The organism is Streptomyces sp. NPDC002825 (genome assembly GCF_040295385.1).
GTDB lineage: Bacteria > Actinomycetota > Actinomycetes > Streptomycetales > Streptomycetaceae > Streptomyces.
The window spans coordinates 165,641-185,576 of record NZ_JBEOVH010000013.1; the positions used below are offsets into that span (position 1 = coordinate 165,641).

19 protein-coding genes are annotated in these 19,936 nt (G+C 71.4%); 12 read left to right on the plus strand and 7 right to left on the minus strand.

All coding sequences use genetic code 11. From position 1 onward, the window contains the following. The first annotated feature begins 65 nt into the window (after positions 1 to 65). Entirely contained in the window at positions 66 to 1,532 is a 1,467-nt protein-coding gene (locus ABT041_RS19080; RefSeq protein WP_351185761.1) for an aminopeptidase P family protein, read from the plus strand. 64 nt (positions 1,533 to 1,596) lie between these two features. Here the strand turns inward: ABT041_RS19080 and ABT041_RS19085 are convergent, their stop codons facing one another. Then, on the minus strand, positions 1,597 to 2,043 hold the full coding sequence (locus ABT041_RS19085; protein WP_351185764.1) for an ATP-binding protein: 447 nt from the start codon (positions 2,041 to 2,043) through the stop codon (positions 1,597 to 1,599). A gap of 203 nt (positions 2,044 to 2,246) precedes the next feature. On the opposite strand from ABT041_RS19085, the gene ABT041_RS19090 reads away from it, so the two are divergent. The 9 genes from ABT041_RS19090 to ABT041_RS19130 all read left to right on the plus strand — a co-directional run bounded on the left by ABT041_RS19090 (position 2,247) and on the right by ABT041_RS19130 (position 11,926). Next, positions 2,247 to 3,032: a hypothetical protein gene (locus tag ABT041_RS19090; protein WP_351185767.1), complete on the plus strand. Its 786-nt coding sequence runs from the start codon at positions 2,247 to 2,249 to the stop codon at positions 3,030 to 3,032. A 110-nt stretch (positions 3,033 to 3,142) separates the two neighbouring features. Beyond that, a complete protein-coding gene (locus tag ABT041_RS19095) occupies positions 3,143 to 3,901 on the plus strand; it encodes a YcnI family copper-binding membrane protein (protein ID WP_351185770.1) in 759 nt (252 codons plus the stop codon). A gap of 36 nt (positions 3,902 to 3,937) precedes the next feature. Then, positions 3,938 to 4,654, plus strand: coding sequence for an SCO family protein (locus tag ABT041_RS19100; RefSeq protein WP_351185772.1), 717 nt, complete (start codon positions 3,938 to 3,940; stop codon positions 4,652 to 4,654). Further along, on the plus strand, positions 4,651 to 5,103 hold the full coding sequence (locus ABT041_RS19105; protein WP_351185775.1) for a copper chaperone PCu(A)C: 453 nt from the start codon (positions 4,651 to 4,653) through the stop codon (positions 5,101 to 5,103). Before ABT041_RS19100 ends, ABT041_RS19105 begins: the two co-directional genes overlap by 4 nt. Positions 5,104 to 5,127: 24 nt before the next feature. Then, positions 5,128 to 7,047 (plus strand): copper resistance CopC/CopD family protein, encoded by a 1,920-nt coding sequence (locus ABT041_RS19110; RefSeq protein WP_351185778.1) that lies wholly within the window; start codon positions 5,128 to 5,130, stop codon positions 7,045 to 7,047. 5 nt (positions 7,048 to 7,052) lie between these two features. After that, a complete protein-coding gene (gene efeB / locus ABT041_RS19115; protein ID WP_351185781.1) occupies positions 7,053 to 8,321 on the plus strand; it encodes an iron uptake transporter deferrochelatase/peroxidase subunit in 1,269 nt (422 codons plus the stop codon). 90 nt (positions 8,322 to 8,411) lie between these two features. Continuing rightward, positions 8,412 to 9,347: a prephenate dehydratase gene (gene pheA, locus ABT041_RS19120; RefSeq protein WP_351185784.1), complete on the plus strand. Its 936-nt coding sequence runs from the start codon at positions 8,412 to 8,414 to the stop codon at positions 9,345 to 9,347. Between the two features lie 486 nt (positions 9,348 to 9,833). Then, positions 9,834 to 11,123, plus strand: coding sequence for a serine--tRNA ligase (gene serS, locus ABT041_RS19125; RefSeq protein WP_351185787.1), 1,290 nt, complete (start codon positions 9,834 to 9,836; stop codon positions 11,121 to 11,123). Continuing rightward, positions 11,120 to 11,926, plus strand: coding sequence for an HAD family hydrolase (locus ABT041_RS19130; RefSeq protein ID WP_351185790.1), 807 nt, complete (start codon positions 11,120 to 11,122; stop codon positions 11,924 to 11,926). Before serS ends, ABT041_RS19130 begins: the two co-directional genes overlap by 4 nt. Before the next feature lie 131 nt (positions 11,927 to 12,057). Here the strand turns inward: ABT041_RS19130 and ABT041_RS19135 are convergent, their stop codons facing one another. After that, positions 12,058 to 12,717, minus strand: a complete 660-nt coding sequence (locus ABT041_RS19135) for a rhomboid-like protein (RefSeq protein ID WP_351185793.1) — start codon at positions 12,715 to 12,717, stop codon at positions 12,058 to 12,060. A gap of 35 nt (positions 12,718 to 12,752) precedes the next feature. Further along, positions 12,753 to 14,156 carry a dihydrolipoyl dehydrogenase gene (lpdA, locus tag ABT041_RS19140; protein ID WP_351185796.1) on the minus strand — a complete coding sequence of 468 codons (1,404 nt, stop codon included), beginning with the start codon at positions 14,154 to 14,156 and terminating at the stop codon, positions 12,753 to 12,755. Between the two features lie 135 nt (positions 14,157 to 14,291). Between lpdA and ABT041_RS19145 the strand changes: the two genes are divergently transcribed. Both ABT041_RS19145 and ABT041_RS19150 read left to right on the plus strand, forming a co-directional pair. Beyond that, entirely contained in the window at positions 14,292 to 14,969 is a 678-nt protein-coding gene (locus tag ABT041_RS19145) for a FadR/GntR family transcriptional regulator (RefSeq protein ID WP_351185799.1), read from the plus strand. Continuing rightward, positions 14,969 to 16,246 (plus strand): CynX/NimT family MFS transporter, encoded by a 1,278-nt coding sequence (locus ABT041_RS19150; RefSeq protein ID WP_351185802.1) that lies wholly within the window; start codon positions 14,969 to 14,971, stop codon positions 16,244 to 16,246. Before ABT041_RS19145 ends, ABT041_RS19150 begins: the two co-directional genes overlap by 1 nt. 96 nt (positions 16,247 to 16,342) lie before the next feature. Here the strand turns inward: ABT041_RS19150 and ABT041_RS19155 are convergent, their stop codons facing one another. The 4 genes from ABT041_RS19155 to ABT041_RS19170 are packed head-to-tail and all read right to left on the minus strand — an operon-like array spanning position 16,343 to position 19,830. After that, positions 16,343 to 17,062: an ABC transporter permease gene (locus ABT041_RS19155; RefSeq protein WP_351185805.1), complete on the minus strand. Its 720-nt coding sequence runs from the start codon at positions 17,060 to 17,062 to the stop codon at positions 16,343 to 16,345. A gap of 16 nt (positions 17,063 to 17,078) precedes the next feature. Continuing rightward, positions 17,079 to 17,990 (minus strand): ABC transporter ATP-binding protein, encoded by a 912-nt coding sequence (locus tag ABT041_RS19160; RefSeq protein WP_351185808.1) that lies wholly within the window; start codon positions 17,988 to 17,990, stop codon positions 17,079 to 17,081. After that, positions 17,987 to 18,877, minus strand: coding sequence for an ABC transporter permease (locus ABT041_RS19165; protein ID WP_351185811.1), 891 nt, complete (start codon positions 18,875 to 18,877; stop codon positions 17,987 to 17,989). Before ABT041_RS19165 ends, ABT041_RS19160 begins: the two co-directional genes overlap by 4 nt. Then, positions 18,874 to 19,830, minus strand: coding sequence for an ABC transporter ATP-binding protein (locus ABT041_RS19170; RefSeq protein ID WP_351185882.1), 957 nt, complete (start codon positions 19,828 to 19,830; stop codon positions 18,874 to 18,876). The genes ABT041_RS19165 and ABT041_RS19170 overlap by 4 nt, the downstream gene beginning before the upstream one ends. Between the last annotated feature and the right edge of the window lie 106 nt (positions 19,831 to 19,936).

The window sequence follows — 19,936 nt, forward strand, 5'->3', positions numbered from 1 at the left end:
GGGCCCCCTTCCGTACGACCGTACGATGGTGGGGGTTCAGTGTCGTACCAAGAGGAGGCAGACCCGTGGCCGAGGAGCTCACCCCGGAGACCCCGGAAGAGACCGAGACCGAAGAGCAGCCGATCAAGCAGCGCAAGAACGGGCTGTACGGGGGCGTGTCCGACAAGCTCGCCGAGAACATGAAGTCCGGCTGGGCCGACACCGAGCTGCACGGCCTCGCGCCGATCGCGCAGGCCGCCCACACGGCCGCCCGCCGCGCCGCGCTCTCCGCGCGCTTCCCGGGCGAGCGCCTGGTGATCCCCGCCGGGAACCTGAAGACCCGGTCGAACGACACCGAGTACGCCTTCCGCGCCTCCACCGAGTACGCGTACCTCACCGGCGACCAGACGCAGGACGGCGTCCTCGTCCTGGAGCCCACCGCCGACGGCCACGAGGCCACGATCTACCTGCTGCCGCGCTCCGACCGCGAGAACGGCGAGTTCTGGCTCGACGGCCAGGGCGAGCTGTGGGTCGGCCGCCGCCACTCCCTCGCCGAGGCCGAGCAGCTCCTCGGCATCCCGGCCAAGGACGTGCGCGAGCTCGCCGAGGCCCTCAAGGAGGCCACCGGCCCCGTCCGCGCCGTCCGCGGCCACGACGCCGGCATCGAGGCCGCGCTGACCGACAAGGTCACCGCCGAGCGCGACGAGGAACTGCGGATCTTCCTCTCCGAGGCCCGCCTCGTGAAGGACGCCTTCGAGATCGCCGAGCTGGAGAAGGCCTGCGCCTCCACCGCCCGCGGCTTCGAGGACGTCGTCAAGGTCCTCGACAAGGCCGAGGCCACCAGCGAGCGCTACATCGAGGGCACGTTCTTCCTGCGCGCCCGCGTCGAGGGCAACGACATCGGCTACGGCTCCATCTGCGCCGCGGGACCGCACGCCACCACCCTGCACTGGGTCCGCAACGACGGCGACGTCCGCTCCGGCGACCTGCTGCTGCTCGACGCCGGCGTGGAGACCAACGAGCTCTACACCGCCGACATCACCCGGACCCTGCCGATCAACGGCCGGTACAGCGAGATCCAGCGCAAGATCTACGACGCCGTGTACGAGGCGCAGGAGGCCGGCATCGCCGCGGTGAAGCCCGGCGCCGCCTACCGCGACTTCCACGACGCCGCCCAGCGCGTCCTCGCCGAGAAGCTCGTCGAGTGGGGCCTCGTCGAGGGCCCGGTCGACCGCGTCCTGGAGCTCGGCCTCCAGCGCCGCTGGACCCTGCACGGCACCGGTCACATGCTCGGCATGGACGTCCACGACTGCGCCGCCGCGCGCACCGAGATGTACGTGGACACCACCCTGGAGCCGGGCATGTGCCTGACCGTCGAGCCCGGTCTCTACTTCCAGGCCGACGACCTGACCGTGCCGGAGGAGTACCGCGGCATCGGCGTCCGGATCGAGGACGACATCCTCGTCACCGAGGACGGCAACCGGAACCTCTCGGACGCGCTGCCGCGGCGCGCCGAAGAGGTCGAGGCGTGGATGGCCGCGCTGAAGGGCTGATCCCCGCGTACGTTGGAACCGAAGGGCCCCCGCCGACCGACCGGCGGGGGCCCTTCCCCGTGCGTCACGCCATGAGGAGCGACGGGCTGTCCCGCCACTTGAGGATCTTGTCGAAGCTGACCACGGCGCCGCCCCGGCCCGAGCGGTTGCCGAACTGGACGTGATCGGCAAGCTCCTCGATCAGGCGGAGGCCGCGGCCGTGCTCGGCGTCGTCCGACGGGGCCGCCGGAGCGTCTCTTCGCCGGAAGCCCGGACCCGAGTCGGCGACCTCGATGCGGCAGGTCTCGCCGTCCAGGTACGCCGTCACCCGGTACGCCCCGCCGTGTTCACGGGGACCGCCCGCGCCGCCGTGCTCGACGGCGTTCGCGCACGCCTCGGTCAGCGCGACCGACAACTCGTACGACACGTCGGGATCGACACCCGCCGTCTCCATCGTGCCCAGCAGAAGCCTCCGCGCGAGCGGCACGCTCGCGGCCTCGCGCCGCAGATGGAGTGACCACCAGATGCTCATGCTCCAGCCTCCCGGCAGCGGCTCGACATACCGATACGTATTGCCGGAGCGGACGCTCCGTAAGCGCAAGGAGGCGTCAAGAGCGCTCGTTCGGCGGATGCACCGGGGGCGTGCGCCGGTGTATGTCACCGCAAGCCCCCCAAGAACGACCTTCCGGACCTGCCGCATGGCGGTCCTGCGCGTGGTGCGATGATGGGCCCGCCATGACTGCCCCCGCGCTCGCTCCACGGCTGCTGAGGGCCGCGGTGTTCACCGCGGTCTGCGTCGTGCTGTCCGCGCTGGGACACGCCCTCGCGGCCTGCGCGGGCATCGCCCCGTGGACCGTCGTCGCGGGTCTCCTCGGCGTCTTCGGCATCACGGTCCTCTTCACCGGCCGGGAGCGTTCCCTCGGCTTCGTCGTCGGCGCCCTTGCGGGCGGGCAGCTCGGCCTGCACGTCCTCTTCGGGCTCGGCCAGCGGCAGCTCGCCCTCAGCGGCCAGGCGGACGACGCCCTCGTCCGGATGGCCGCCCGACTGGTCTGCGGCGCGGGGACGGCGTCCCTCAGCCCCGCCGACGCCACCCGGATCCTGACCGACGCCGGACTCGACCCGGCCGCCGCCGCACACACCCACATGGGACACACGGCCTCGACGGCGACCGCGCCCGCGGGTGAGCTGCTGCCCGGTCTGCCCATGCTCCTCGGCCACCTCCTGGCCGCGCTGGCCACGGGCTGGCTGCTGCGCCGCGGCGACCGCGCCCTCGTCCGGCTCGTGGAGCTCTCCGAGCAGGGCGCGACCGAGCTCGCCGAGTGCGCCCTCGTGCGCTCCCTGCGGGCCGCGCTCCGTCTCGTACGGGCCCTGCTCGCCGGACTGCCGACGGCACCGCACACGGGACCGCGGCGGGCCCTCCGTACGAGCTCCGACTCCTCGCCGCCGCCGGCGGCCGAGGCCCTTCAGCACACGGTGATCAGGCGCGGCCCTCCAGCGGCCGACTGCGTCCTCGCAGCCTGACGCGGACCGCTCCCCCGGAGTGGCCGCGCCCGTCCGCACGCCCGCGCGGGACCGCCGTCCCCCGGCGCGCCGGACGTCCCCGTCTTCTTCGAGCTGGAGTGTCTTCTGCCATGAGCATGTCCCGTGTCTCCGCCACCCGCGCCGCCCTCGCCGGCGGCATCGCCCTCTCCTCCGTGGTGCTGCTGTCCGGCACCGCCTTCGCGCACGTCAGCGTGCAGCCGCAGGGCGAGGCGGCCAAGGGCGGCTACGCGACCGTCAACATCAAGGTCCCCAACGAGCGCGACAACGCCTCCACCGTGAAGCTGGAGGTCAACTTCCCGCTCGACCACCCGCTGGCCTCCGTCATGCCGCAGCCCATCCCCGGCTGGAAGGCCGAGGTGACCAAGAGCAAGCTCGCCAAGCCGCTGGAGCTGCACGGCAAGAAGATCAACGAGGCCGTCTCCAAGGTCACCTGGACCGCCGACGGCTCGAAGATCGGCCCCGGCCAGTTCCAGCAGTTCCCGCTCTCCCTCGGGCAGCTGCCGGAGGACACCGACGAGCTGGTCCTCAAGGCGATCCAGACGTACGACAACAAGGAGGTCGTGCGCTGGATCGAGGAGCAGAAGGGCGCCGAGGAGCCCGAGAACCCGGCCCCCGTCCTGAAGCTCTCCGCCGCCTCCGCCGACCACCACCACGGCGGCGCCGCTCCGTCCGCCTCGGCGGGCACGGACGAGAAGGCCGGTCACGACGACAAGACGGCCGACCACCAGCAGACCGCCTCCGCCTCGTCCACCGACACCACGGCCCGCGTCCTCGGCGTCGTCGGCATCCTCGTGGGTGTCGCCGGTGTCGCCTTCGGCGTCCTCGCCGGCCGCCGCCGCTCGGCCTGACGGCCGCACCCTCACCCGAAATCCGGAAGAAGCACCATGTCTGAGAAGAACACGCCCGGGACGGCGACGGACCGTCCCGGGCGGCGCACGCCGCTGGTCATCGCAGCCGCCGCGATCGTCGCCGCGATCGCCGTCACCGCCACCGTCGGCCTCGGCGGCAACGACGACAAGCCCGCGGGCTCGTCCGCCGTCGCCGAGGTGTCCGGCGGCACCGACTCCACCAAGGCCGCCACCGTCCTCGACCGGCCGTTCACCAAGCCCGCGCTCGTCCTCACCGACACCAAGGGCCAGAAGTACGACCTGCGGGAGCGCACCAAGGGCAAGCCGACCCTCATCTACTTCGGCTACACGCACTGCCCCGACGTCTGCCCCCTGACGATGAGCAACATCGCCATCGCCAAGAAGCAGCTCCCCAAGGCCGACCAGGACAAGCTCCAGGTCGTCTTCGTCACCACCGACCCCGAGCGGGACACCTCCGCCGAGCTCGCCAAGTGGCTGCCCGCCGCCGGCGACCCCTCTTTCACCGGCCTCACCGGCGACTTCTCCGCCATCCAGGCGGGGGCCCGGCAGATCGGCATCGGCATCGACCCGCCGACCAAGGACAAGGACGGCAACGTCGTCTCCATGCACGGCGCCCAGGTGATCGCCTTCTCGCCCACCACCGACCAGGGCTACGTCCTGTACGGCGAGGACGCGAGCGCCGACGACTACGCCAAGGACCTGCCGAAGATCATCAAGGGGGAGAACCCGTGACCCGCCGCACCACCGCCCTGTCCGCCGCCGTCGCCCTCGCCGCCGCCCTCGCGCTGACCGGGTGCTCCTCGGCGAGCGACAAGCCGAAGCTGGAGGTCAGCGGCGCGTTCATGCCCCAGCCGGTGATGGACATGGCCGGCGGCTTCCTCACGATCAAGAACGACGGCGACACCGCGGACAAGCTGACCTCCGTCACCAGCGCGCTCTCGGACGACGTCACCATGCACGCGACCAAGAACCAGAAGATGCAGGAGGTGACGTCCTTCGACATCCCCGCGAACGGCGAGCTGAAGCTCGAACGCGGCGGCAGCCACCTCATGTTCATGGAGCTGAAGTCGAAGCCCAAGCAGGGCGAGAAGGTCGGCATCGAGCTGCACTTCGAGAAGTCCGACCCCATCAAGGTCGACCTCCCCGTCGAAGCCGCCAACCACAACCCGCAGCAGCACTGAGCTCGTTGACGGAGTGACACACAGATGACAACCACCGCCCCGCGCCTCGGCACCGCCCTGGCACGGCTGCTCGTCCTCGCGGCCGCGCTCCTCGGCACGCTGCTCGCCGGCGCCGCCCCCGCCTCCGCGCACGCGGCGCTCACCGGCAGCGACCCGAGGGACGGGGCGGTGGTCGCCACCGCCCCCAAGGAGGTCAACCTGACCTTCTCCGAACAGGTCGCCATGAGCGCCGACGCCATCCGGGTCCTCGACCCGGCGGGCCGCCGGGCCGACACCGGCGAGATACGCGACCTGTGCAGCGGTTCCGTCGTCCGGTACGGGGTGGCGCTCCGCGCCGGACTGCCCGACGGCACGTACACCGTGGCCTGGCAGGCCGTCTCCTCCGACAGCCACCCCGTCGCCGGTGCCTTCACCTTCTCCATCGGAGCCCCCTCCCAGACCTCCGTCGCCCTGCCCGACCAGGCGCCCGGCGGCGGCCTCGTCGGCGCCCTCTACGGCATCGCCCGCTACCTCTCGTACGCCGGATTCGCCGTCCTCGTCGGCGGCGGCGCCTTCGTCCTGGCCTGCTGGCCGCACGGCGCGAGCGTCCGCCCCGTCCAGCAGACGGTCGTCCGCGGCTGGCTGACCCTCACCGCCGCCACCCTCGCGATGCTGCTCCTGCGCAGCCCGTACACAGGCTCCGGGGACCTCTCCGACGCCTTCGACCTCGCCGGTCTGAAGGCCGTCCTGGAGACGAAGACCGGCGCCGCGCTCACCTCCCGGCTGCTGCTCCTCGGCGCGGCCGCGCTCTTCGTGGCGGTCCTCTTCGGCGCCTACGCCCGCCGCACCGACCCGAAGGAGAAGAAGGACCTCGCCTTCGGACTCGGCCTCGGCGGCACCGTCGTCGCCGCCGGCATCGCCGGCACCTGGGCCCTGGCCGAGCACGCCTCGACCGGTCTCCAGCCCGGCATCGCCATGCCCGTCGACATCCTGCACCTCCTCGCCGTCGCCGCCTGGCTCGGCGGCCTCACCGTGCTCCTCGTCGCCCTCTACCGGGCGCCGTCCGTCGAACGCTCGGCCGTCGAGCGCTTCTCCAAGGTGGCCTTCGGCTCCGTGGCCGTCCTCGCGGCCACCGGGCTCTACCAGTCCTGGCGCCAGGTCGGCTCCTGGTCCGCGCTGACCGGGACCCGGTACGGCCAGCTGCTCCTGGTGAAGATCGGTCTCATGGCGGTCCTCATCGGGATCGCCTGGGTCTCCCGCCGCTGGACCCGACGCCTGGCGGACCCGGCGCCACGGGAGGAGGACGAGAGCGCGGACGAGACGGCCCCGGAGCCCCTGGAAGCCGCAGCTTCCGAGGACGCGGACGCGCCCTCCGAAACGGCGGACCCCGAGCGGGCCGCGCAGCTCGCCCGGCAGCGGGCCGCCGTCGCCACCGCCCGGCGCAAGCGGGAGCGGGACGCCGACCCCGAGCGGGCCGGTCTGCGCCGCTCGGTGCTGACCGAGGCCGCCGTCGCCGTCGTCCTCCTCGCCGTGACGACCGTGCTCACCTCGACCGAGCCCGGCCGCACCGAGGAGGAGGCCGGCCGTGCCACCTCCGCCTCCGGCCCGGCCGCCGTGCCCGACCGGCCCGTCGACATCCGGCTGCCCTTCGACACCGGCGGCGTCGACGGCAAGGGCGTCGTCCGTCTCAGCCTCGACCCCGGACGCACCGGCGCCAACGCGCTCCACATCTTCGTCGAGCGCCCCAACGGCAAACCGCTGGACGTCCCCGAGATCAAGGTCGCCCTCACCCTGGAGGCGAAGGACGTCGGCCCGCTGCCCGTCGCCCCCGACCGGATCCAGACCGGACACTGGAGCGCGAGCGGCGTCCAGATCCCCATGCCCGGCGAATGGAAGATCCAGGTGACCGTCCGTACCTCCGAGATCGACCAGACCACCATCGACAAGAACGTGAAGATCGGCTGAGCCCAGTGACCGACAGCGACAACATCGACCTCTCCCGCCGGCGCCTGCTCGGCACCGTCGGCGCGGCGGGCGCGGCCGGCCTCGTCGTCGGCGCGGCCGGCGGCGCCGGAATCTCCGCGGCCCTGTCCGGCGACGACACCGCCGGTGGCGGAGCCTCCGGCGCCCCGGCGCTGACCACGGTCGGCTCGACCGCGGTGATGTTTCACGGGAAACATCAGGCCGGCATCACCACCCCCCTCCAGTCCCGGGGGCATCTGATCGCCTTCGACCTCGCCCCAGGCGCCGGCCGCAAGGAGGCCGCCGCCCTGCTGCGCCGCTGGTCGGCCACGGCGAAGGCGCTGATGGCGGGCAAGGCGCCGGCCGGGGACACGGGTATCGCGCTCGACGCGGGCCCCTCCTCCCTCACGGTCACCTTCGGCTTCGGCCGTACCTTCTTCGACCGCACCGGACTGGCCTCGCGCCGCCCCGCCGGACTCGACCCGCTGCCCGCGTTCTCCTCGGACGCCCTGGACCCCCGCCGCTCCGAGGGCGATCTGTGGGTGCAGATCGGTGCCGACGACGCGCTCGTCGCCTTCCACGCGCTGCGCGCCGTCCAGAAGGACGCCGGGGACGCGGCCCGGGTGCGCTGGCAGATGAACGGCTTCAACCGCTCGGCCGGTGCCACCGCGAAGCCGATGACCGCCCGCAATCTGATGGGCCAGGTCGACGGCACGGGCAACCCGAAGCCCACCGACCCCGACTTCGACCGGCGGATCTTCGTCCCGGCCGGGGCCGGCGGCGCGCAGGAGTGGATGGCCGGCGGCTCGTACGCGGTGGTGCGCCGGATCCGGATGCTGCTCGACGACTGGGAGAAGCTGCCGCTGGACCGGCAGGAGAAGGTGATCGGGCGCCGGAAGTCCGACGGAGCGCCGCTCACCGGCGGCTCCGAGACCACCGAGCTCGACCTGAACAAGCTCGGTCCGGACGGCAAGCCGGTCATCCCGAGCAACGCCCACTCCCGGATCTCCGCCCCCGAACAGAACGGCGGGGCGGCGATGCTGCGCAGGCCGTTCTCCTTCCACGACGGGATCGGTCCGGACGGGACCCCTGACGCGGGCCTGCTCTTCGTCTGCTGGCAGGCGGACCCGCTCAGGGGCTTCGTCCCGGTGCAGCGCAAGCTCGACCGGGGCGACGCGCTGTCCGCTTTCATCCGCCACGAGGCGAGCGGGCTCTTCGCCGTCCCGGGCGGCCCCGCCGAGGGCGAGTACGTGGGCCAGCGCCTGCTGGAGGCCTGACGGTCCCGGCCCGGACGAGCATCCGTCCGAGGGGTGAGAGCCCCCGCTCGGACGGCCGCTCGCTCCCCCGCCGACCATTAGGGTGACGGTATGTCCGCCACCCGGTTCACCTATCTCGGCCCCGAAGGCACCTTCACCGAAGCGGCGCTGCGCACGCTGCCGGAGGCCGCGACGCGGGAACTCGTCCCCATGGTTTCGGTCCCGGCCGCCCTCGACGCCGTACGGAACGGGGAGGCCGCCGCCGCGCTCGTACCGATCGAGAACTCGGTCGAGGGCGGGGTGACCGCGACCCTGGACGAGCTGGCCTCCGGCGAGCCGCTGATGATCTACCGCGAGGTGCTCCTCCCGATCGCCTTCGCGCTGCTCGTGCGGCCGGGGACCAAGCTCTCGGAGATCAAGACGGTCACGGGCCACCCGGTGGCCCAGCCGCAGGTCCGGAACTGGCTGCGGGCGCACCTGCCCGAGGCGGTGTGGGAGTCGGCGGCCTCGAACGCGGACGGGGCGCGCCTGGTGCAGGAGGGCCGCTTCGACGCCGCCTTCGCGGGGGAGTTCGCGGCGGCGACGTACGGCCTCGAGGCGCTGGTCACCGAGATCCACGACGCCGAGAACGCGGAGACCCGGTTCGTGCTGGTGGGCCGGCCGGCCCGGCCTGCGGCCCCGACGGGCGCGGACAAGACCTCGGTGGTGCTGTGGCTGGGTGACGATCATCCGGGTGCCCTCCTCGAACTGCTCCAGGAATTCGCGGTGCGCGGGGTGAACCTGATGCTGATCCAGTCCCGGCCCACGGGAGCGGGGATCGGGAACTACTGCTTCGCCGTGGACGCGGAGGGCCATATCGCGGACCGGCGGGTGGGCGAGGCGCTGATGGGCCTCAAGCGGATCTGCCCCAACGTGCGGTTCCTCGGCTCGTACCCGCGGGCGGGCGTCGCGGTTCAGGACGTGCGGGCGCTGCGGCGCGGGACTTCGGACGTGGAGTTCATGGAGGCCTCCGACTGGCTGGCGAGGGCCCAGGACGGTCGGGCCTGATCCGATGGTGACCGAACGCTCCCGGCGGTGGGAGCGTTCGTCCACAGGTACGAACCACTAGTCCTACCTGCATACTTTTCAGTTACCCACAGAGGTTATCCACAGGGTCCGTCGAGACCTGGGGACAAGTCGACACCGCACCGAGACAAGGTCGACAAATCGCCCCACTCACCCCCCGCCACTCCGTGCGCCATCCACAGCACCCCGCTGACGCCCTCGTCAGCGCCCTTCTGCGGACCCACTCGTTGGAGCGAGCAATTCCCACCCAAATGAGTGCGTCAATGGTGTTTGATCACGGAATTCCCAGGGACGATGAGGGAAATCCCCGTGATCTTCTCCGTAGTCCACAGATCTTCCGCACAGCCTGTGGATAAGTGAATGGGGGCGGCAGGTCATCCCCCTTTCCACGCCTCTCAATTCGGGCGAAACAACACGCGCACCCTTATCCGGTGGGGGCACGCGAACGCGCACCGGTAGCCTGGTGGGGTGATTGACCTTCGCCTGCTCCGTGAGGACCCCGACCGTGTTCGCGCCTCCCAGCGCGCCCGTGGAGAGGACGTCGCGCTCGTCGACGCCCTGCTCTCCGCCGATGAGCGGCGCAGGTCGTCCGGCGTCCGCTTCGACGAGCTCCGATCCGAGCAGAAGGCGCTCGGCAAGCTGATCCCCAAGGCCTCCCCCGAGGAGCGCGCCGAGCTCCTGCAGAAGGCCGAGCAGCTCAAGACCGACGTCAAGGCCGCCGAGGCCGAGCAGAACGAGGCCGACGAGACGGCCCGCGCGCTGCTGCTCCAGCTCGGCAACATCGTCCACCAGGACGTCCCGGTCGGCGGCGAGGAGGACTTCGTCGTCCTCGAGACGCACGGCACCATCCGCGACTTCGCGGCCGAGGGCTTCGAGCCCAAGGACCACCTGGAGCTGGGCGAGGCGCTCGGCGCCATCGACGTCGAGCGGGGCGCCAAGGTCTCCGGCTCGCGCTTCTACTACCTGACCGGTGTCGGCGCGCTCCTGGAGCTCGCCCTGGTCAACGCCGCGATCGCCCAGGCCACCGAGGCCGGCTTCATCCCCATGCTGACCCCGGCGCTGGTCCGTCCGCGCGCCATGGAGGGCACCGGCTTCCTCGGCCAGGCCGCGGAGAACGTGTACCACCTGGAGAAGGACGACTACTACCTCGTCGGCACGTCCGAGGTGCCCCTCGCCGCGTACCACATGGACGAGATCATCGAGGCCGACAAGCTGCCGCTGCGGTACGCGGGCTTCTCGCCCTGCTTCCGCCGCGAGGCCGGCACGTACGGCAAGGACACCCGGGGCATCTTCCGCGTCCACCAGTTCGACAAGGTCGAGATGTTCTCGTACGTCGCGCCCGAGGACGCGGAGAACGAGCACAAGCGGCTCCTTGAGTGGGAGAAGCAGTGGCTGACCTCCCTGGAGCTGCCGTTCCAGGTCATCGACGTCGCCACCGGTGACCTCGGCGCCTCCGCCTCCCGCAAGTACGACTGCGAGGCGTGGATCCCGACCCAGGGCAAGTACCGCGAGCTGACCTCGGCGTCGAACTGCGACAGCTTCCAGGCCCGCCGGCTCTCCGTCCGCATGCGCGACGAGCAGAACGGCAAGAAGACGGTGCAGCCGCTGGCCACCCTCAACGGCACGCTGTGCGCCGTACCGCGCACCATCGTGGCGATCCTCGAGAACCACCAGCTGGCCGACGGCTCGGTGCGCGTGCCCGAGATCCTCCGCCCGTACCTCGGCGGCCGTGAGGTCCTGGAGCCGATCGCCAAGTGAGCTCCTTCCCCTACCGCCTGGTCGCGACGGACCTCGACGGCACGCTCCTGCGGGCCGACGAGTCCGTCTCGGACCGCACGCGGGACGCGCTCGCCGCCGTGACGGCGGCGGGTGCCGCGCACATCGTGGTCACCGGCCGGGCGGTGCCCTGGACCCGGCACATCCTCGACGACCTCGGCTACCAGGGGATCGCGGTGTGCGGGCAGGGCGCGCAGGTCTACCACGCCGGTGAGCACCGGCTGCTGACCTCGCTGACCCTGGACCGGCAGCTCGCGGGGCTCGCCCTCTCCAAGATCGAGGCGGAGGTGGGCCCGCTGGCGCTGGCCGCCAGCCGTGACGGTCTGGACGGCGAGGTCCTGATGGGCCCCGGTTACCGGGCCCAGGAGGGGCCGCTGCCGTACGTGGCGTACGAGGACCCGGCGGAGCTGTGGTCGGCGCCGCTGACCAAGCTGTACGTCCAGCATCCGACGCTGAGCGACGACGAGCTGACCCGGGCCGCACGCGAGACGGTCGGCGGGCTCGTCGACGTCGTCATGGCGGGGCCCGGCATCGTGGAGATCCTTCCGCTCGGCCTGAGCAAGGCGACCGGCCTGTCGCTCGCGGCGCGCCGGCTCGGTGTGAAGGCCGCGGAGACGATCGCCTTCGGCGACATGCCCAACGACATCCCGATGTTCGGCTGGGCGGCGCACGGCGTGGCCATGGGCAACGCGCACGAGGAGCTGCGGGCGGTGGCCGACGAGGTGACCGCCTCGAACGAGGAGGACGGCATCGCGCTCGTCCTGGAGCGCCTGCTGGCAGGCTGACCTGCCGAGTTCCGCACGAAGGCCCGCTCCTTGGGGGGAGCGGGCCTTCGCGGGTTCGCGGCCCGCGCGGACCGGAGGTCCGCGCGCTCGAAGCGGCCGCACCCGGGAGATCCCCCGTGTCCCCCGTACAACTAGTGTGCGACGGGCGGCCGTTCGGGGGCGACCGGTTTTCCGCGCGTCAGCGGGTAGCAGACCAGGCCGATCGCGAGGGAGATCGCGTGGCCGAGGTCGGTGTACGTGCGGTCGGTGACGAGCGGTACGAGGAAGAACGCCAGGACCGCGGGCAGGTAGAGCAGGCGCCAGGGCTTGGGAAGCCGGTAGGTCAGGATTCCGGCGCAGGCGGCGAGGCCGTAGCTGACCCCGATGTCGACGACGTGCGCCATGCTGCGCGGCACGTCGTGCAGCCGGATGGCCACGAGGACGACCTGCTGGCTGATGAGCGTGGCGGCGATGTGGGCGGTGGCGACGGTGAAGAGCCACTTCGGGGTGCCGAGCCAGCGTTCCACGGGGGCGTGGATGACCTCGAAGAGCACCGCGTAGAGCAGGAGGTCGGCCGGGTTCTCGATCCAGAACGCGCTGCCGAGCAGGGCCCGCATGGGGTGGTGTGCGAGCTGGTGGAGATTGCTGCTGTTGCGGTGGAGGAGATAAGTCTCCAGGCCGTGGGGGGCGAGCGCGATGACGAGGCTGGTGATCGCGATGACCGCCAGCCACACATGCGTACCGGGTGACGAACGCACCCACGACCTGATCGGCCGGGACGGTTCGCCACCCGGGGAGGTTCTGCTCGGCACCTTTCAGTGCCTATCACCCGAAGCCGGGAGAAACCTCAGAAATTGATCATGTGTCCCGCAATACCGTGGATCGCTTCCTTCACGGCCTCGCCCAGGGTCGGGTGCGCGTGCACGTTCCGGGCGACCTCGTGGACCGTGAGGTCCCACTGCTGGGCCAGCGTCAGCTCGGGCAGCAGCTCGGTGACGTCGGGGCCGATCAGGTGGGCGCCGACGATCTCGCCGTACTTGGCGTCGGCGACGATCTTGACGAAGCCGGTCGAGTCGCCGAGGCCGTGCGCCTTGCCGTTCGCCATGAACGGGAACTTGGCGACCTTGACGTCGTAGCCCTTCTCGCGGGCTTGCGCCTCGGTGTAGCCGAAGCTGGCGATCTGCGGCTGGCAGTAGGTCGCGCGCGGGATCATCACGTAGTCGAGTTCCATGGTCTCGGCGTCCGCGATGGTCTCGGCGGCGATGACGCCCATGGCCTCGGCGGTGTGCGCGAGCATCAGCTTCGCGGTGACGTCACCGATGGCGTAGATGTGCGGCACGGAGGTGCGGGCACGGCCGTCGACGTCGATCGCGCCGCGCTCGGTGAGGGCGACGCCGGTGTTCTCCAGGCCGTAGCCGGAGACGTTCGGCGCGAAGCCGATGGCCTGCAGGACCTTGTCGGCCTCCAGGACCTTCTGCGTGCCGTCCTTGGCGGTGACCGTGACGCGGACCTGCGGGCCGGACTCGTCGATCGCGTCGACGCGGGTGGAGGTGAGGACGTCGATGCCGAGCTTGCGGTACTGCTTCGCGAGCTCCTTGGACACCTCCTCGTCCTCCAGCGGGGCCATCCGGTCGAGGAACTCGACGATGGTGACCTTGGTGCCGTAGTTGTTCAGCACGTACGCGAACTCGATGCCGATCGCGCCGGCGCCGGCGATGACGATCGACTTCGGGGCGTCCTCGGCGAGGATCTGCTGCTCGTACGAGACCACGCGGTCGCTGAGGGCCGTGCCCGGGAGCAGACGCGGGGTGGCGCCGGTGGCGATGATGCAGTTGTCGAACGTGATCGTCTGCGTGGTGCCGTCGGACTTCGCCACCTGGAGGGTGTGGGCGTCGACGAAGGAGCCCCGGCCGTCGAACTCCGTGATGCCGTTCTTCTTCATCAGGAAGTGGACGCCCTTGACGCGGCCGTCCGCGACCGTGCGGCTGCGACGGAAGGCCTCGCCGTAGTCGAAGGAGACCGTGCCGTCGACCTTGATGCCGAAGGTCTTCGCCTCGTGGTTGAAGATGTGGGCGAGTTCGGCGTTGCGCAGCAGCGCCTTGGTGGGGATGCAGCCGACGTTCAGGCAGACACCGCCCCAGTACTTCTCCTCGACGACCGCGACCCGCTTGCCCAGCTGGGCGGCGCGGATGGCGGCGACGTAGCCGCCGGGGCCAGCTCCGAGTACGACGACGTCGAAGCGGTCTGACATGACTGACTCCCGAGGGTGGTGAGGGTGTTCGGCACACGTACGAGCCCACAGTAGTCCGGTCGCTGCGGCCCGGCCGGGGAGGCGAGGGACGTCACTTGTAGGATGACTGGGCAACCGGGCGAATAGGTGATTTCGATGGCACTCAAGGCGGCGGGACGGACCTCGCTGGTGGACTCCGTGGTGGAACAGCTGCGCACACAGCTGAGCGACGGGGAGTGGGCGGTCGGCGACCGCATCCCGACCGAGCACGAGCTGGCGCAGCAGCTCGGCGTGGGCCGCAACACCGTCCGCGAGGCGGTCCGGGTCCTCGTCCACGCCGGTCTCCTGGAGTCCCGGCAGGGCAACGGCACCTTCGTCAGGTCGACCGCCGACCCGGCCGCCGTGCTGCACGGGGTCCGCCACGCGGGTGCGGCCGACGTCCTCGAACTGCGGGTCGCCCTGGAGGCCGAGGCCGCCCGGCTGGCGGCAGCCCGCCGCGACACCCACGACCTGCTGCGGCTGCGGGCCGCCCTGACCACCCTGCGGGAGGAGGGCGACCGGGACGCCGACGCGGACCTCGCCTTCCACCTCGCGGTCGTGGCCGCCACCCACAACGCCGCCTTCGTCGAGGTGTACCGCTTCTTCTCCGCGCAGGTGCACGAGGTCCTGGTCGAGGCCCTCGGCGACCGCGAGATGCCCCCCGTCGACATCGACGCCCACGAGGCCCTGGTGGCGGCCGTCGAGGCCGGCGACCCGGAGGCGGCCGAGCGGCAGGCCCGCGAGCTGCTGAGGGTGCCGATGGAGACGGTCGCGGCGCTGACGGAGCGCTCCTGATGAACTCCCGGACTCCCGTGGAAGAAGAGACCCGCGTACTCGTCGACGCCGAGGCCGGGGTCCGGCCCGCGGCCGAGGGGGCGGCGGCCCGGCGCGCCCTGCTCGCCCACCCGGCGGTGCTCCTGGCCGGCATCGTGCTGGCCTCGCTCAACATGCGGGTCGCGCTCGCGAGCGTGGCGCCGCTGGTCGGCGAGATATCCGCCGCTTTCGGCCTCTCGGCGACCGCGAGCTCGCTCGTGACCTCGGTGCCGGTGCTGTTCCTCGGCCTGGGCGCCCTGGTGGCGCCGTGGCTCGGCCGCCGCTTCGGCGCCGAACGCGTGCTGTTCGCGGCGCTCCTGCTGCTCGGCGTCGGCATCCTCGCGCGCGTGCTGCCGTCCGTGTACGCGCTGTACGCCGGCGGGGTCCTCGTCGGCACCGCGATCGCCCTGCTCAACGTGTTGATGCCGGGCCTGATCAAGCGTGACTTCCCGGACCGGGCGGCGTCGATGACCTCGGTCTACACGGGCGCGATGATCGCCGGTGCGACGGTCGCCGCAGCGGCCGCGGTCCCGCTGGAGAAGGCCCTGGGCGGCGGCTGGGAGGCCTCCCTCGGCTTCTGGTCGCTGCTCGCCGCGGTCGCGGCCCTCGCCTGGCTTCCTCAGGTACTGATCGCCCGCGGCCGGACGGGACACGGGGTACGGGCCGTCCCGGCCGTCGGCGCCCGCGCGGTGAGCGTCTGGCGCTCGGCGCTCGCCTGGCAGGTCACCCTGTTCATGGGCCTGCAGTCGCTCTGGTCGTACGTGCTGATCGCCTGGATGCCGACGATCTTCACCGACCACGGGATGAGCCGCTCCACGGCCGGCGTGATCTTCGCCTTCAACAACCTGATCCAGGTCGCCGGCGCCTTCGCGGTGCCCCTGCTCGCCGGCCGGATGCGCAGCCAGCGCCCGCTGATCGCCCTGGTCACGACGCTGGTCGCGGCCGGTTACGCGGGACTGATGGTGGCGCCGGTGGCGGGTGCCTGGCTCTGGTCGGCGGTCCTGGGCGTCGGTCAGGGCGGTGCCGTCGGCCTCGCCCTGACCCTGATCGTGCTGCGCTCCGGGGACGCGGTGACCGCGGCCAGGCTGTCCGGGATGGCCCAGACGGTCGGCTATCTGATGGCCGCCGCGGGGCCGCTGGCGGCCGGCGCCCTGCACCAGGCCACCGGCTCCTGGACCCTGCCGATCTGCGTGGTCCTCGGCGTCTGCGCGGCGGCTTTCGCCGTCGGTCTGCTCGCGGCCCGGGACCGGACGGTCTGACACGAGGGCGGGGGCGGTACGGCTCGGGGCGGGCCTCCCGGTTCCGGGCGACGATCCTCGGAGCCGTACCGCTTCCGTCTGTGTCTGTGGTTCTTCCTACTCCTCGCCGGCCAGGGTGAGTCTGCGCAGCTTGTGGCCGGCGAACCAGGTGGCCGCGACCGTGACCGCCACCAGGAGCGTCACCGCGGTCGTGAGCCCGACCTCGGAGGTGACCAGGCCGTCGCCCGTGACCTTCTCCGCGAGGGCCAGCGCCCACTGCTGGACGCTCAGGGTCCGTGCGCCCGAGATCAGGGAGCCGAAGAGGGCCTCCCACACCAGGGCGTAGACAAGGCCGATCACCACGGCGTGCCGGCTGATCGTGCCCAGCAGCAGGAACAGGGCGCTGTAGGCGATGGACGCGACGAGCGCGGCCACCGTGTAGGCGACGGCGACCTGCTGGCCGTTGCCGTTGAGGATGAAGCCGGCGATCAGCGTCGGGACGGCCGAGAAGACCATGGTGACGGCGATGGCCACGATCAGCTTGGTCGTGATGATCGTCGACCGCTTCACCGGCTTCGACAGCAGGTAGACGATGGAGCCGTCGTCGATCTCCGGGCCGATCGCGCCCGTGCCGGCGATGACGCCGATCAGCGGGACCATCGTGGCGAGCGCGAAGCCGCCGAGGAGGTCGGCCGCGACCTGGTCGTCCGCGCCGTTGAGCACACGGACGGCCGCGGCGATGAGCACGAGCAGACCGGGCAGGAGGAAGAGGATCGCCGCCCGCCGGCGGCCGAGAAGAGCCCGGTAGGTGAGCCGGGCGACGGTGGGGTCGTACATCGGGGTCGTACTCCTTTCAGGCCGCGACGAGATACGAGAAGACGGATTCGAGGGACTCGTCGGAGGGCGAGACCGTCAGGAGCCGGATGCCCCGCTCCCGTGCGACCTTCGGCAGCAGCTCGGTGAACCGTCCGAAGTCGACCGCCTGGATCCGCAGTCCGCCGTCCACCGCGTCGACCTCGATGCCGGCCGTGGACGGGTCGGCGATCAGCGCGGCGGCGAGCGCCCGGTCGTCGCTGGAGCGGATCAGATAGCGGTGCGGCCGGTCGGTCATCAGTCGGCGGATCCGCCGGAAGTCGCCGGAGGCGGCGTGCCGTCCGGCCACGATCACCTCGATGTGGGAGGCGAGCTGCTCGACCTCCTCCAGGATGTGCGAGGAGAACAGGACCGTGCGCCCGTCCGCGCCCATCCGCCGCAGCAGTTCCATCAGCTGCATGCGCTGGCGCGGGTCCATGCCGTTGAACGGCTCGTCGAGCAGCAGCACGGACGGCTCGTGGACGAGGGCCGAGGCCATCTTCACGCGCTGCCGCATGCCCTTGCTGTACGTGGAGATCTTCCGGTCCTGCGCGTACTCCATCTCGACGGTCGCCAGGGCCCGCTGGGCCTCCGCCGCGCCGAGGCCCTGGAGCTCCGCGTTGGCCACGACGAACTCGCGGCCGGTGAGGAAGTCGTACATCGCCTCCCGCTCGGGGACGACGCCGATGGACCGGTAGACGGACTCGTTGCGCCAGACCGGCGCGCCGTCGAGGGTCACGCTGCCGGTGGAGGGGTCGAGGAAGCCGCCCATCATGTTGATGAGGGTGGACTTCCCGGCGCCGTTGGGGCCGAGGAGGCCCGTGACACCGGGGCCGATCGACATCGTGACGTCGTTGACCGCCACCACGTTTCCGAACCAGCGCGAGACATGGTCGATGTGCAAGGTACTCACAGTCCGACCTTTCGGTAACGGGCCATCAGGATGCCGTAGCAGCCGGCGACGAGACCGAGGATGACCAGCAGGTAGACCACGCCGGTGCCGGCCCCGACCTCCATCTCGCCGGGGAAGGAGGCGGGAGCGCCGAGGAAGGCGTTCTGCAGGCCGATGACGAGGGTGAGGGGGGAGAAGAGGCCGAGCCAGACGATGGCGCCGGTGTTCTCGGTGGCGTAGGAGATGCCCTGGAGGGTGGACACCGCGCCGTACGAGATGGTGAGGACGGCGATCACGGCGGCGACTCCGAAGCCGCGGCGCGGGGTGAGCGCGGCCATGACCAGGCCGATGCCGCCGAACAGCACCGACAGGATCGCGACCGAGACGATGCCCTGGCCGAACAGCTTGGCCTGCTCGGCGAAGTCCATCTTGGCCAGCATCGAGCCGATCCACAGGATCAGCAGCGGGGCGGCGGTGAGGACGAAGAGTGCCGAGGCCATCGCGCCGAACTTGGCGAGCACGTAGTCCACGCGCTCGATCGGCCGCGAGAAGTACAGCGGGACCGTGCGGAACCTCAGGTCGCGGGAGACCGACTGCGGGGCCTGGGAGGCCAGGAAGACGGCGATGACGAGCTGGAGGAAGATCGCGTACTGGGTGTACTCCACGAAGAGCTTGTCGGCCTTGGTGTACACCGAGATGGCGACGATGATCAGCGCCGGGACGCACATCACCGCGAAGAGCAGCATCGGCAGCACCTTGGACTTGGCGCTGCGGCCCAGGCCGTACGCGCCGCGCAGCGACTGCGAGAACAGCGACCTGCGCGCGTACGCCCTGCCGAGCCGCGGTCCGTCGTAGGACCGGTAGCCGATGTTGTGGATCTGGGTGGTGTCGGGGGCCTGGGTGCTCATCGAGCCGGCACCTCCTCCTGGTCCGTCGCCTTGAAGACCTCGGCGATGTGGTGACGGCGCTGTTCCATCCGGACGAGACCGAGGCCGAGGCCGGCGACGGTGTCCCGCACGAGGTCGTACGTCTCCTCGCCGGACGTCTCCAGGAGCAGGATGTGGCCGGCGCCCGGCAGACCGTCCTCCACGCCCGGGTGGATCGACACACCGGCGGCGGCCAGCGCGTCGCGGAGCGCACGCGTGCCGTCGGGGTGCGCGTCGGAGTCGGTGACCTCGACGGCGAGCGTCGTGGTGGTCCGGGTGAAGTCGCTGGTGGAGCTGGAGCGGAGCAGCCGGCCGCCGTCGATGACGACGACGTGGTCGCAGGTGCGCTCCAGCTCGCCCAGGAGGTGCGAGGTGACGAGGACGGAGATGCCGAAGTCGGTCCAGACCCGGCGGATCAGTCCGAGCATCTCGTCCCGGCCGACCGGGTCGAGGCCGTTGGTCGGCTCGTCGAGGAGGACCAGCTTCGGGTCGTGGACGAGCGCCTGGGCCAGCTTCACCCGCTGCTTCATGCCCGTCGAGTAGCCGCCGATCGGGCGGTAGCGCTCCTCGTACAGGCCGACGTGGCGCAGGGTGTCGGCGGTCCGCTCGCGGGCGGCGGTCGCGGGCAGCCCGGACATCCGCGCCATGTGGACGACGAACTCGGTGGCCGAGACGTCGGGCGGGAGGCAGTCGTGCTCGGGCATGTACCCGACGCGCTCACGGATCTCGGGGCCGTGGGTCCTGACGTCGAGGCCCAGGACCTGGGCGCTGCCCTCCGTGGCGGGGGACAGCCCGAGCAGGATCTTGATCATCGTGGACTTGCCGGCTCCGTTGGCACCCACCAGTCCGGTCACACCGGGCCCGATGTCCAGGGAGAGCCGGTCGAGAGCGGTCACCCGGGGGAACCGCTTGCTGAGGCTTTCGGTGGCGATCACAGTCACGCTTCGACGGTAGTGGCGTGCGCCACAGCAGTCGTCAGACCAACGGCTCGATCCTTCTCCCACTTCAGGAGTACAAGCCGGTAAGGGCGTCGAGACGAAA